Origin of the sequence: Simplicispira psychrophila DSM 11588 (assembly GCF_000688255.1) — a bacterium.
GTDB lineage: Bacteria > Pseudomonadota > Gammaproteobacteria > Burkholderiales > Burkholderiaceae_C > Simplicispira > Simplicispira psychrophila.
Map to the genome: position 1 here is coordinate 48,685 of NZ_JHYS01000004.1, position 13,580 is coordinate 62,264.

Sequence of the window (13,580 nt, forward strand, 5' to 3'; positions counted from 1 at the left end):
AGTGGTGTCCAGTGGGGGTTAGCGCACGCGCATTCCGGGCAAAGCGCCGGGGGTGGGTTCGAGCACGTAGATACCCGGATTGGCTTTCTCGTCGCCGTGGCTGGCGGCTAGCACCATGCCTTCGCTGACGCCAAACTTCATCTTGCGCGGTGCCAAGTTGGCGACCAAGACCGTGTGTTTGCCAATCAGGTCGGCGGGTTTGTAGGCACTGGCAATGCCGCTCAAGACGTTGCGGGTTCGGCCTTCGCCCGCATCCAGCGTCAGGCGCAGCAGCTTGGTGGAGCCTTCGACCGCTTCGCAATTCACGATCAGCGCAATGCGCAAATCCACCTTGGCAAAGTCGTCGATGGTGATGGTCGGCGCAATCGCTTCGCCGCCGGGCAGCGGGTTCACTTCGTTTTCGATAGCTGCTAGCGCTTGCTGCGATTGGGCTGGAGGCTCAAACAGTGCATCAAGCTGCTCGGGCATGACGCGCTGCATCAGGTGCTGGTAGGTGCCAATGGCGTGGCCAGCGCCCAGCGCGCTTTGCGCATCGGCAAACTGCATTGGCGCGATGTGGAGGAACGCTTCGACCTGCACCGCCAGCGCCGGCAGCACGGGTTTCAGGTACAGCGTCAGCAGGCGGAAGGCTTCGATGCAGGTGCTGCACACGTCTTGCAGGCGCGCATCCATGCCGTCCTGCTTGGCCAGCTCCCACGGTTTGTTGGCGTCCACATATTCATTGACGCGGTTAGCCAGCAGCATCACTTCGCGCAGGGCGCGGGCGGTGTCACGCTTTTCGTAGGCATCGGCCAGCGCGCCTGACTGCGCGCGCAACACCTCCAGCAGTGCTTGGCCGTCAGCGCTGACGGTGCCCAACTGCCCGCCAAAACGCTTGGTGATGAAACCGGCGGCGCGCGAGGCGATATTGATAAATTTGCCAATCAAATCCGCGTTCACCCGCGCCAAAAAGTCGTCGGCGTTGAAGTCGATGTCTTCGTTCTTGCCGTTCAGCTTGGCGGCCAAGTAATAGCGCAGCCACTGCGGGTTCATGCCCAAGCTGAGGTATTTCAGCGGGTCAAGACCCGTGCCCCGGCTCTTGCTCATCTTCTCGCCGTTGTTGACGGTCAAAAAGCCGTGGACGCAGATTTTGTCCGGCGTTTTGCGGCCGGAAAACTGCAGCGTCGCTGGCCAAAACAGCGTGTGAAAAGTGACGATGTCTTTGCCGATAAAGTGGATTTGCTCCAACTGCGGGTCGGCCATGTAGGCCTCGTAATCCTCGCCGCGCTTGTCCAGCAGGTTTTTGAGCGAGGCCAAATAGCCAATGGGCGCGTCCAGCCAGACGTAGAAATATTTGCCCGGTGCATCGGGAATCTCAATGCCAAAGTACGGCGCGTCGCGGCTGATGTCCCAGTCGCCCAAGCCTTCGCTGGTCGTGCCGTCGGGGTTGGTGCGCACGCTAAACCATTCTTTGACCTTATTGGCCACTTCGGGCTGCACATGCTTTCCGTTTTGCGTCCACTCCTGCAAAAACTCGACGCAGCGCGGGTCGGACAGTTTGAAGAAGAAGTGCTCGGAGCTTTTCAGCACCGGCTGCGCCCCCGTTAGCGCCGAGAACGGATTGATCAGGTCGGTCGGCGCATAGGCCGCGCCGCAGACTTCGCAGTTGTCGCCGTACTGGTCTTTGGCGTGGCACTTGGGGCACTCGCCTTTGATGTAGCGGTCGGGCAAAAACATGTTCTTTTCGGGGTCGAAGAACTGCTCAATTACCCGGGTTTCAATCAATCCATTGGCCTTGAGGCCGAGGTAAATTTGCTGCGCCAGTTGGTGGTTTTCTGGCGCGTCGGTGTTGTGCCAGTTGTCAAATTCAATATGAAAGCCGTCCAGATACTGCTGGCGGCCGGCGGCAATGTCGGCGACGAACTGCTGCGGCGTTTTGCCGGCTTTTTCCGCCGCAATCATGATCGGCGCGCCGTGCGCGTCATCGGCGCCGACAAAGTTGACCTGCGCGCCCTGCATCCGCTGGTAGCGCACCCAAATGTCAGCCTGGATGTATTCCATGATGTGGCCGATGTGGAAGTTGCCGTTGGCGTAGGGCAGGGCAGTGGTGACGAAGAGTTTGCGTGCGGTCATGGGCTTATTTCAAGTGCAGTGCGCTGTAGAGCGGAATTTTCGATTTTAGGCGGCGGGTGTCAGCGCCGCGTGCTCAAACGCTAGCGCCAAGTCGTCCAGCGGCTGCTTACCAGCGGCTATCAATAAGTGTCAGCGCGCAAGCCCTGGTTGCGGCTGCGCGCCGATCCACTCCTAAAAAATATTCCCACCTACCAGGCTTTGTAAGGTTTCATCGCTTCTATTTTCTCGTAGTCGAGCATTCCTTTTTCTGAAAGCTGTGAGAACCAACTCATTTTGTTGTTATTGTTGTTTCCGTTGCGAGCATCCAGTCCCTCTCCAATATCGATGGTGTGCTGAAAGGTTTGGGCATCCAGCTTGTATTGCCCAAAGCCTCTGATGTGGTCTGCTTGAGCCCACTCCTTCAAACTGTGAGCGAACTGAGAAGCCAATTCTCGTAATTGCGGAGATTTATTGAGCAATTGCGTAAGCCGGGTTTTTTCCTGTCCGCTAACTCCAGTGGCAACGAGATCGCCTTGGGGGTCAAGGGTGAAACCAAAATCGCGCTTTGCCAGATCAGGAGAAGTGCGCTCCAGCGATTGCTTGAATTGCTTGTATACACCATTCATTGCATTCAAGGTATTATCAACTTGCCTCCCGATCCTGGTCATATTCGCGTTGCGTGAATTAATTTGCTCCGTAGATTCAAGCGACGGATCTACCCAAGCATCTAAATGTACATACGTGTTATCGGCAGGCACTTCGTTTTGTCGCTGGCGATACACCACCGAGGCCGCAGCCACAGCTTCTCCAATAGATTGCGTGCTGACGCTCACCTGGGATGCCTGTGCTTGGCTGGTGGCACCCGCTTGTGCTATACGGGCGCGAAGAGCTTCGCTGCTCGCCTCGGTGGCCCAATGGTTGGTTCGTATGGTACTCATGGAATGCTCCTTGTTGAATCTTGTATCGGCCTGGTCGCCATCATCTTGAGAAGTGAACGGAGAACCAGGCCGATCCTATTAATATGAATGCAGTATTGTGTTGTATTTTATTAATGAACGATATTCATGCTGCAAATGTGCCCCAGAGTAACAGTCGGAGAGTTCGGCCCGCCGACGCCCGCATCAGGCCCTCCAAGAACGTCAATTCTCCAGGCTCCTATATTAAAATAAGCCCGATATTGATAGCTCTGCCCACTCGCACTGTTAGTAAATAGAGTGTTATTGTCCCCACTGCAATCGCCAAGATTGATAGTTTTGAAACCTGCTCCACCATTATTCATTTCCATTTGATGAGCAACATACTCAGAACTGAAATTATTATTAGGCCATAGTGTCAGGGTTGCCTCCACCCCAGGAAGGGGAGATCCTTTGGAATCCTGAACGCTGGCACCCCAAGTCATTTGGCGGTACACCTGTGTCGTCAGATAGGGCGTTGAATAAGGAATTCTGACGAGATTGCTCTCTCCTGAAACCGAGTGGGTTCCAGCCGCTGCTTTAGAGCCGAAATACAAGCGGTACTGCGCCGCTGCGTTCCATGTGGCAGTGGGATTGGGCCGCACGCGCACGTAAATAGGCTGGTTTTGCTGCAGATTGCCAATGCTGGTGTAGCCATCGTTCTGCACGGCCTGCCACGCAGTGCCGTTGCCTGAGATTTCGGTGATCCACTGCCCACTCGTGCCGCTGCTGACACCTTCGAGCATGATGACCACGTCCTGCCCGCGCACGGACGTGAACAGGTAGTGGTCAAGATCGTCTGTGCTGTCCGAATTGCCGTAGAGGGCGTTGAGCTTGTCCGGCAGCACTGTGGCCAGCGCCGGTACGTCGTTGAGCTCGTGGGCGTCGATCTGGGTGTTGACCACCACGCCGAAGTTGATGGGCGTGCCATCGGTGGCGTAGGGCTCCATGTACCAGTAGTAGTTGCCGGGCTCGGTCAGGGCAGTGATGAACTCGTCGCCATTGCCGATCACGTCTGAAACGGCGATGACGCTGAGGTTGTTGACCCCATCGTCCTTGAGCAGCGTCAGGGCGAAATCCGTGTTCGCGCTTTGACCCATCAGCAAGGCGGTGGACTAGGCTTTCTGTGTCACGGCAAAGTGATAGCAGTAGGCGTTGCCCATTTGCGGCCCGTTGAGGGTGTAGAGCGTGTTGATGCCGAGTGTTTGGCACAGCGGTGCAAAAGATGCCAGGGTGCCCCGGCTCTGCACGGCGGCAGCCTCTTTGCGCTGCTGGAGTTCAGCGGAGGCTTGTCGCGCCAGCGCCTTGGTGACTGTCGGCGGCAGCGGGGCGCGAGGCTTGCTTTCCAGCTTGAGCGGCGGGTACAGATCGACCTGCGTTCCCGCCAGCGGTTTGGGTGGGGCCACTTTGCCACGTTCAGCCGCCATGCGCTGGCGGATCGTTTGGCGGTTGATGGAAGGTGGCGCTGGCACGGCCTGCACGGCAGCCGTGCTCTTGAGTGCCTTGAGTATTTCCGGAGGGGGTGCGGCGCTGGCAAGGCTGGTGAGCACGGCCCAAGACAAGGTGACGGCCATGAGCCTGTGCGCTGTAAAGCTTCTTCGAAGTGACATGTTGTTCGCTCTGTGGCGAGAAAAATACCGAGGGCTTCTCCCTCTCGGGGTAGGTATCAAGTTGAAACCTTCCGTAACCATCATACGAACTGCCAACTGCTGGTAAACGATAGCCTTTGACCAGGGTGCGGGAAGGAGGTCAATTCAGGCGGCTGGTGTCAGTCGCGCCGTTGGGCCGGTGTCAGTGGCTCGCGTGACCCAAGGAGATACGTGCTTCTTCCATCGCCTCGTGCTCGAACGCGGGGGCAAAGTCGTCCAGCTCTTGGGGCTTCAGGCCCACCGCGGCGCTGGTGGCCATGCTGCGCCAGCCCTTCACCGCTTGGTAGATTTTGGCCAGCGCATCCAAGGCCTGCTGGCGGCTGAAGCTGAAGTATTCGCAGTGCGCTAGCAACGGTGCCAGCTCGATGATGGGGCCGGTGGCTTCGGACAGCCAAGTTTTGGACTCGCGGTCTTTGTCGGGGAAAGGGTTGATGTCAAACGCTGGCGCCAGCCGCCACAGCCCGTGGCCGTGGTGCAAAAAACCGTGGTTTTGCAGGTGGTCATCGACGTTGGTAATCAGGTGGTTAAACACCATGCGCCGCCACAGCTCTTGCGTGTCCAGCGTCGGTTGTAGCGAGCTTTGCAAGATGGCATCGGCTATTTCGACGTAGTGGTGCTCGTCCTGCCGTGAGGCTTGGAGCATCGACGCTGCCGACAAATACGGAATGCGCCGCCCGTCTGCGGTGCGGTCAAAGCGCTCGATGACGGCCACCGCCACGCCGTCGATAAGCTCAATGCGGCTTTGGGCCACGTTAATACCCGCAGCGCTGGCCAAGCGCAGCGCCAAAACCTCACCGCGCGTGACGCTGCGCGTGTCGCCGACGCTGGGGAATTTGCCGATGGCGAGGCGCTGGTGGTGGTCAATCAGCGTGCATTTGGGCCGCATTCCGCCGAGCGAAGTGCCCTTGCCGACCAAGTAGCGCAGGTCGGCCTCAGTTTCTTGTCCTTGCTCCACCGCACGGCTGGCAGCGTAAATTTTGCCGAGGTCTAGCAGTGCCGGCGTAGCACGCTGGCCGGTGTGGGCGGCTCTTTGGAACACACCCTGTTCATCGCGCAGGCGCAGGGCACCGACGCGGCTGAAATCATCCACGGCCAGCAAAAAATCCAACTCGGTCAGGGCACCTTGCTTGGTGTCTTGGTCGCCATTTTTGCGGCGCTTGGCATGGTCGCGCAGGATCACCCGCCGGCCCCACGCATCGGGCGCGGTATCGGCCAAGGCGAAGGGAAACGGTGAGTCCACTTTGGACGGTGCTTTGCGTGACTGGTGCGCAGTCACCAGTTCAAGTTCCGGTGAGACCTTGAAGCGATTAGCGCCGCTGAGCCAGCCCTCGCTGTAGGCGAAGGAGGTGTTTTCGCGCGCGCCCTGTTTGGTGTAGATGAGCGTGCCGACCGGTTGGTCTGCTTCGCCGATGCAGACGCTGATTTTTGTCTTGGTGTGCAGCGGGCTGGTCGTCATAACGCCCCCGAGGAGGGCTGGGGCTTGCGGGTGCGGATGCGCTGGGGAAGTTGCTCGTCCATCAGGGTGAGGCCGATTTCGTCGTGAGGCGTATCGAGCAGGTTCGCCAGTCGCGGCAGTTCTTGGAACACGTGCATCGCCCGGGCGATAAACAGCAAGGGTGTGCTGGCGCTGCCTTTTTCCATGCGCCGCACCGTGGACAGCGAAGCGCCAATGCGCTCGGCCAGCGATGCCTGCGAAATGCGCCGCCGCCGGCGGGCCAAAGCGATGTCTTGGCCCAGCTTGACCAAGGCGCGCTCAATGGGCAACGAAATAGGCATCTTTAGCCTATTGGCGCTGTTAGCACTCTCTGTTGACTTCTTTTCTGATGTTAGTGTTCCCATCAGAGTGATTATCTGCAATGTGGTGCAGGCTGCCAAGCGTTATGGCAGTTCAGTCTCTCAGGCGCTAGCGCTGCTCAACAGCTGCGCCAGCGCACTGGCCGGCAGCAGCGTCAGGTTGTGGTCGCGGGCGAAGGTTTGGGCTTGCTCGGTGACGATGCCTTGCGCGGCGATGTAGATGCCGGCGTCTGCGCCTTGGGCTTGCATGGCGGCGTGCAGTTGGCGCAGGGGTTCGACACCGTGGCTGGCAGCTTTCCAGCGGCGGGCGCTTACCAAGGTGACTTGGCCTTTTTCGGTCAGGCGCAGGTCGGCTGCGCCTTCTGTACCTTCCAAACGCTCGACGCTGTAGCCGGCTTGTTGCCACGCGTTTTCTAGTGCTTTCGAGAGCTCGCGCCACGGCATAGCGAGCGCGGCATCGACGTTAGCACTGACCTGCATCGCGCTGGGCGCGCGCAGTTGGCGCCAGGCGGCAATCAAGCCGACACCGGCAATCGGCAGGCCGCCGATCGCGCCATACACGGCAAAGCGCGCTGGCAGCCACGCGAGCGAGGCCGACATGATGGCGACGGCGAGGACAAAGCTGATCCACCACGGCGAACGCAGCAAGATGGCAAACAGCGAATTGGGGGCCATTTTGAATTTCACGAAAGTCCTTGTTTACTTTTTGGCAAAGGGGTGCCGCATTGTCAGCGGTAGGCGTGGGGTTGGGGGCTTACGCATAGACTCGCCGCAACTTAGGAGTAATTGGAATGGCTGTATCAGAACAGGATGTATTGCGGGCCTTGGCAGGCGTACTTGACCCGCACACGGGCCAAGATTTTGTCTCGACGCGCGCGCTGCGCAACCTGCATATCAGCGGCGGCGATGTGGCGTTTGACGTGGAGTTGGGCTACCCGGCCAAAAGTTTGATTGCGGCGCTGCGCAGCAGTTTGGTGGCCGCTGCCAAGAGCGTGCCGGGCGTGACCAATGTGTCGGCCAACGTCACCTTCAAGGTGCAGTCGCACGCCGTGCAGCGCGGTGTGCAATTGCTGCCCGGCGTGAAGAATATCGTTGCCGTGGCCTCGGGCAAGGGCGGCGTGGGCAAGAGCACCACTGCCGTCAATCTGGCGCTGGCGCTGGCGGCGGAAGGCGCCAAGGTCGGCCTGCTGGACGCGGACATTTACGGTCCCAGCCAGCCGATGATGATGGGCATTGCGGGCAAGCCCGAGAGCCATGATGGCAAGACCATGGAGCCGCTAACCAATTACGGCGTGCAGGTGATGTCGATTGGCTTCTTGGTCGAGCCCGACCAGGCCATGATCTGGCGCGGCCCGATGGCGACGCAGGCACTCGATCAGCTGCTGCGCCAGACCAACTGGCAAGACCTCGATTACCTGATCGTTGATATGCCGCCCGGCACCGGTGACATCCAGTTGAGCCTGAGCCAGCGCGTGCCGATCACCGGCGCGGTCATCGTCACCACGCCGCAGGACATTGCCTTGCTCGACGCCAAAAAAGGCATCCAGATGTTTGAAAAGGTCGGCGTGCCGATCCTCGGCATCGTCGAAAACATGGCGGTGCATGTTTGTACGAACTGCGGCCACGCTGAGCATATTTTTGGCGAAGGTGGCGGCAAGAAGATGGCCGCAGATTACAAAATGGACTACCTGGGCGCACTGCCGCTGGACATGCAGATCCGCTTGCAGGCCGACAGCGGCAAGCCCACCGTGGTGGCCGACCCAGACGGCGAAGTCGCGCAAATTTACAAGCAGGTCGCGCGCACTGTGGCGGTGAAAATTGCGCAGCAGGCGAAGGATTTTTCTTCCAAATTCCCGACGATCAAGGTGTCGCAGGACACCTGAGGTGTTTTTAAGTAAAAACAGCCTCTAGCCCTTGAGGTGCGTGCGCTAGTAGCTATTAATTTTGATGCCCATGCCCATGCCCATGCCCCAGCCACCAGCGCCCGCAGAAAAAATCGAGTTCTATGCCGCTCCTGCCGGTGGCTGGGGTGCGCTGAACAGCGTCAAAAATACCCTGCTGCGCCACGGCATCGCCATCAAGGGGGCGAAAACGCTGCTGTCGGCCAACCAGCCCGAGGGCTTTGACTGTCCCGGCTGCGCTTGGCCAGACCGCAACCACGCCTCGACCTTTGAGTTTTGTGAAAACGGCGTCAAGGCCGTGGCGGCGGAAGCCACGCTGCGGCACGCTGGCCCCGAGCTGTTTGCGCGCTACACGGTGGCTGAATTGGCGCAGCAAAGCGATTTTTGGCTGGAAGACCAAGGCCGACTGACGCAGCCGATGGTCTACGACGCCACCAGCGATAAATACCAGCCGATTGACTGGGACAACGCCTTTGCCTTGATAGCCCACCACCTGAACGCGCTGCCCGATCCGAACCAAGCCATCTTCTACACCTCGGGCCGTACCAGCAACGAGGCGGCATTTTTGTACCAGTTGTTTGTGCGCCAGTACGGCACCAACAACTTTCCCGACTGCTCGAACATGTGCCACGAGCCCAGCGGCAGTGGCATGAAGCCGCAGATTGGCGTCGGCAAAGGCACGGTGACGCTGCACGACTTTGAGCTGGCGGACGCCATCTTTGTCTTTGGCCAAAACCCTGGCACCAACCACCCGCGCATGGTCGGTGAGCTGCGTGCCGCCCACCGGCGCGGCGCGCGCATTGTCAGCTTTAACCCGCTGCGCGAGCGCGGGCTGGAGCGTTTTGCCGATCCGCAAGACACGCTGGAGATGGCGAGGCTGGGCTCCACACCGATCAGCACGCACTACTTTCAATTGCGCGTCGGCGGTGATTTGGCGGCTGTCAAGGGGATGATGAAGCAGGTGCTGGAGCAGGAGGACGCGCGCGGTGGCGTGCTGGACCAGGCTTTTATCGCTGAACACACTACGGGTTTTGAGGCGCTGGCGGCCGAGCTGCGCAGCGAATCTTGGGCGCTGCTGGAAGAAGAATCCGGTTTGAGCGAGGCGCAGTTGCGCGCTGCGGGCGACCTGTACATCAACGCCCGCAGCGTGATTGCCTGCTGGGGCATGGGCATCACGCAGCACAAGTACGCGGTGCAGACCATCCAGGCCATCGTCAGCCTGCTGCTGCTGCGCGGCAACATTGGCCGACCCGGCGCCGGCCCCTGCCCGGTGCGTGGCCACAGCAATGTGCAGGGCGACCGCACCATGGGGATTTGGGAGAAGCCGCCGGCAGCGCTGCTCGATCGCCTGCGCGACGTCTTTGATTTCGAGCCGCCGCGCGCACCGGGGGTGGACACGGTCGGGGCGATTCGGCTGATGCAAAGTGGGCACGGCAAGGTGTTCATCGGACTGGGCGGCAACTTTGCTGCCGCCACGCCGGACACTTACGCCACCTGGAAGGCGCTGCAGCGCTGCGAGCTGACGGTGCACGTCACCACCAAGCTCAACCGCAGCCAAGTGGTGCATGGCCAAGAGGCGCTGATATTGCCCTGCCTGGGCCGCACGGAAATCGACCTGCAAGTCGGCGGCGCGCAAGGCGTGACGGTGGAAGATTCGATGAGCATGGTGCACCTGTCGGCCGGCATCAACCCACCGGCGTCGGCACATCTGCTGTCCGAGCCGGCCATCGTCGCGCGCTTGGCCGCGGCCACCTTAGCAGGGCGCAGCCGCGTGCCGTGGCGGTGGTTGGTGGAGGACTACCGGCGCATCCGCGACTTGATTGCGCAGGTGTTTCCCGATTTTTACGATTTCAACCAGCGCGTCGCGGTGCCGGGCGGCTTCAGACTGCGCAACGCGGCCAGCGAACGCCTGTGGGAAACACCCGCGGGCAAGGCCCGCTTTTATGCGCCGGTGGTGCCGCGCGATACGCCGTCGCACCAAGCGCGGGCGCGGCACCCCCATCAGATGGTTTTCACGCTGCTGAGCACACGCTCGCACGACCAATACAACACCACCATTTACGGCATGGACGACCGTTATCGCGGCGTGTATGGCCAACGCCGGGTGGTGTTTATCCACCGGCAAGACATCCACGCACTGGGAATGAAAGACGGCGACTGGGTGGATATCCACACCGTCTGGCACGACGATCAACAGCGCAGCGCCGAGCGTTTTCGACTGGTGGCCTACGACATTCCACGCGGCAACCTGGCGGCGTATTACCCCGAAACCAATCCGCTGGTGCCACTGTCTGCCGTGGCCGATGCAGCGGGCACGCCGACATCCAAGTCCATTCCGGTGCTGCTGCGGCCGCATGGAGTGGGGGTCGCCCAGGCGGGCAGCCATGTCTGAAGACGAACCGCTGGCCTGCCGCATCCTGCGCGCCCTGGCGGAAGAATCAGCGGACGACACCGTCGGCATGTCACTGCCGCGCCTGGGCAAACGCCTGGCTCAGAGTGCCAGCGTGCTGATGACGCCCCTCTCGCTGAGGCGCGTTGATGCCGGGGCTGGCAGTGCGTCCCCCTGGGGGCCTCAGGCGGTTTCTGCACTGGGCGTCAGTACCGCCTGCAAAACGGCCCGGTTGCGGCCCTGTTGCTTGGCGGCGTACAGAGCAGCGTCGGCCTGCTCGAACAGGGCCTGGGCCAGCGCGCCATCCAGCGCGTGGGCCAGTTCAGCGTCCAATACGGCGTCATACGCCTGCGCCGTGCTGCCAAATATCGGGTGGATACAGGCCACGCCAATGCTGATGGTGACCCAGGATGCCGTCGGCGAGTCGGCATGTGTGATGCCTGCACCGACCACGGCAGCGCACATTTTTTGTGCCAGGGCCAGTGCCTGTGAGGCTTCACTGTCGGGCAGCACGATGGCAAATTCCTCGCCGCCATAACGCGCCACCAGTTCGTCGGCACGCGAGACCATGCCGGCCAGCATGTGCGCCACGCGCCTGAGACACTCGTCGCCTTCGATGTGGCCGTAGTGGTCGTTGTAGCGCTTGAAGTGATCGACATCGATCATCAGCAGCGACAGCGCCGCGTGGTTGCGCATGGCGCGCTGCCACTGGGTGGCCACATGTTCATCGAGTGCACGGCGGTTGGCCACCTGCGTCAGGGGATCGAGGCGCACCTTTTGTTCGAGTACGGCGCGGTAATCGGCCAGCTCTTGCTCGGTCTGTTTGCGCTCGGTGATGTCCTGCACGGTGCCGGTCAGGCGCGCGACCTGACGTGGCGAAGGGGGGGCTTCATATTCAGCCCACACTTGCACCCAGCGTATCTGCTGGTCATTCGCCCGGCAGATGCCGTATTGAATCTGCACGGGTTGGCGCAGCGCAATGGTCTGTTCATGCAGCGCCACTACTTCCTGGCGGTTGTCGGGGTGGATCAGCTTGATCCATTGATGCCGCAGCATGACGTTGCCGTCCTCCCAGCCAAAGATGGTGCGGGCCATCGAAGACAGGGTGAAGGCGTCAGCAGCTGCGTCATAGGCGAAATAGCCGATGGAGGCCGCTTTTTGTGCCCCTTCGAGCCATAGCATGTTGCGCTGCAGAGCGACTTTCAGGGCTTGTTCCTGCAGCCGGCCGCGCCGCTGCGCAAAAGCAAAAATAATGCCGGTGAGCAACAAACCCAGACTGACTGGCAGGCTTAGCGCCAGCCCTTCGCGCACCCGGGTATCGGCAAAAATTTCCTCGGTGTCGATTTTTGACACCATGTACCAGGGCGATCCAGGCACGGCACTGAGCATGGCCATGGTGTCTTTGCCCCGGTAATCGCGGCTGTAGAAGATGCCGCGCGCGCCAGCTAAGGCTTGCACTGCCGGGTCGCTGTGTTGCGTCAGGGGGATGCGCAAAGTGAACTCTGCCCCGGTGCGGTGGCGCAACGGGCTCAGAAACAGCACGTCATCGCCGTCGCGGCGGACGATGCTGGACTCGGCCGTTTCGCTGGACGTGGGCCAAATTTGCAGCAGGGGAAACAGGCTGGTGCGCACATCGATGACCAGCCACACCGCCCCCAAGGGGTGTGCGCCGTCAAAAATGGGCGCCAGCAGGCTGAAAAAGGGAAAGGCAAAATAATCGTCACGGCGCGGTTCGACCACGCCTGTCTGGGCGGTGGTAAAGGTCTGGTGCAAGGCTTGCAGTTCGGGCCCGGGCATCTGCCATGCCGTGTCCTGGGGCAACAGCAGCCGGCCTTGCGTGTCAACCAGATGGACAGCGGTGTAATTGGATCGTTCTTGCAATATGCGCAGCCGCTCGGTCAGCAGCACTTGGCGCGCCTGCGAGGGCTGGCGCAGCCACTGCGACAGCGCCTGGGCCAGCAGCACGTCATCGGACAGCGCCATGGCATCGGTCAGGCGCTGCTCGCGCCAGGCGCCCACGCTGTGGACCTGCAACTGGTTGATGGCCTGCAGTTCACGCTCTGCCTGGTGGCGGTAATGCGCCAAGCGCTGCTGGTACAGGAGGGTGACGCACCAGACCAGGAGCCCCAAGACGGCCGCAGCGATCAACACAATCGCCTTGCCGGCATGGCTGCGGCATTTCTTCAGCACGGTCGGCAGAAGCATGGTGGGCCTGTGGTGGAGCAGAAGTTATACAAAGGTATTTTTTCAATTTTTGCGAAATAGTTGCCATGCTATCGAATCTTCCTGCGTCTGCCCTGACGCTAAAAGGACTAGCGCCCTCGTCCCTGGCCTCTGTCTGAGTTGGGACTGACCCCGGCTGGCTTGTATCACTTGGCGCTGTCCCAGCGCGACAGGATCGCAACCAGGGCGCAAGAATTAATCTGTCGCAATTTGAAACCAAGATGGAGGGGGTAGTGGCATCGGCCGATTTTGACTGCCCCTGTCTTTTTTCATGTCAGAGGTTTCCATGCCAGTGACCCGCCGCAATGCCCTTCGCCATGCCGCCTTGTTGGGTGGGTGGGCGCTCACAGAGCTGGGTGCCGTACCGGTGCAGGAGGCCCAGACCCGCAAGACGGGCGTGGTGATCAGCATCTCACTGGAGCCCGACAGTCTGGACCCGACCACCTCGCCGACCGCGTCGATTGGGGAGGTGGTGCACTACAACGTTTTCGAGAACCTGCTCAGAATCGCTGAAGACGGCCTGCTGTCCGGGCAGCTGGCGCACGCCTGAAGCCAGGACGCCACCGGCCGGCGCTACACC

Annotated in this window: 11 protein-coding genes; 3 read left to right on the top strand and 8 right to left on the bottom strand. The window is 60.6% G+C overall.

Features of this window, described 5'->3' with window-relative positions; genetic code table 11:
• Positions 1 to 18 precede the first annotated feature (18 nt).
• From metG to Q390_RS0105595, 7 genes are all read right to left on the bottom strand, one after another.
• Positions 19 to 2,112, bottom strand: coding sequence for a methionine--tRNA ligase (metG, locus tag Q390_RS0105570; protein WP_027995177.1), 2,094 nt, complete (start codon positions 2,110 to 2,112; stop codon positions 19 to 21).
• A gap of 188 nt (positions 2,113 to 2,300) precedes the next feature.
• Positions 2,301 to 3,029, bottom strand: a complete 729-nt coding sequence (locus Q390_RS19870; RefSeq protein ID WP_156949836.1) for a hypothetical protein — start codon at positions 3,027 to 3,029, stop codon at positions 2,301 to 2,303.
• 110 nt (positions 3,030 to 3,139) lie between these two features.
• A complete protein-coding gene (locus Q390_RS17640; protein WP_051603064.1) occupies positions 3,140 to 4,150 on the bottom strand; it encodes a hypothetical protein in 1,011 nt (336 codons plus the stop codon).
• 9 nt (positions 4,151 to 4,159) lie between these two features.
• Entirely contained in the window at positions 4,160 to 4,618 is a 459-nt protein-coding gene (locus Q390_RS19035) for a hypothetical protein (RefSeq protein WP_051603065.1), read from the bottom strand.
• Positions 4,619 to 4,835: 217 nt separating this feature from the next.
• On the bottom strand, positions 4,836 to 6,149 hold the full coding sequence (locus Q390_RS0105585) for a type II toxin-antitoxin system HipA family toxin (protein WP_027995179.1): 1,314 nt from the start codon (positions 6,147 to 6,149) through the stop codon (positions 4,836 to 4,838).
• Positions 6,146 to 6,469 carry a helix-turn-helix domain-containing protein gene (locus Q390_RS0105590; RefSeq protein WP_037472285.1) on the bottom strand — a complete coding sequence of 108 codons (324 nt, stop codon included), beginning with the start codon at positions 6,467 to 6,469 and terminating at the stop codon, positions 6,146 to 6,148. Before Q390_RS0105590 ends, Q390_RS0105585 begins: the two co-directional genes overlap by 4 nt.
• A 120-nt stretch (positions 6,470 to 6,589) precedes the next feature.
• Positions 6,590 to 7,174 carry a restriction endonuclease gene (locus Q390_RS0105595; RefSeq protein WP_342666080.1) on the bottom strand — a complete coding sequence of 195 codons (585 nt, stop codon included), beginning with the start codon at positions 7,172 to 7,174 and terminating at the stop codon, positions 6,590 to 6,592.
• 104 nt (positions 7,175 to 7,278) lie between these two features.
• Between Q390_RS0105595 and apbC the strand changes: the two genes are divergently transcribed.
• Both apbC and Q390_RS17645 read left to right on the top strand, forming a co-directional pair.
• Positions 7,279 to 8,370 (top strand): iron-sulfur cluster carrier protein ApbC, encoded by a 1,092-nt coding sequence (gene apbC / locus Q390_RS0105600; RefSeq protein WP_027995182.1) that lies wholly within the window; start codon positions 7,279 to 7,281, stop codon positions 8,368 to 8,370.
• Positions 8,371 to 8,452: 82 nt separating this feature from the next.
• Positions 8,453 to 10,780 carry an FdhF/YdeP family oxidoreductase gene (locus Q390_RS17645; protein WP_037472332.1) on the top strand — a complete coding sequence of 776 codons (2,328 nt, stop codon included), beginning with the start codon at positions 8,453 to 8,455 and terminating at the stop codon, positions 10,778 to 10,780.
• Between the two features lie 180 nt (positions 10,781 to 10,960).
• On the opposite strand, the gene Q390_RS17650 is transcribed toward Q390_RS17645, so the two are convergent.
• Entirely contained in the window at positions 10,961 to 12,982 is a 2,022-nt protein-coding gene (locus Q390_RS17650) for a diguanylate cyclase domain-containing protein (protein ID WP_051603066.1), read from the bottom strand.
• A 304-nt stretch (positions 12,983 to 13,286) separates the two neighbouring features.
• On the opposite strand from Q390_RS17650, the gene Q390_RS20615 reads away from it, so the two are divergent.
• Complete coding sequence (locus tag Q390_RS20615; protein WP_342666081.1) at positions 13,287 to 13,550, top strand: hypothetical protein; 264 nt, start codon at positions 13,287 to 13,289, stop codon at positions 13,548 to 13,550.
• Positions 13,551 to 13,580: the final 30 nt, after the last annotated feature.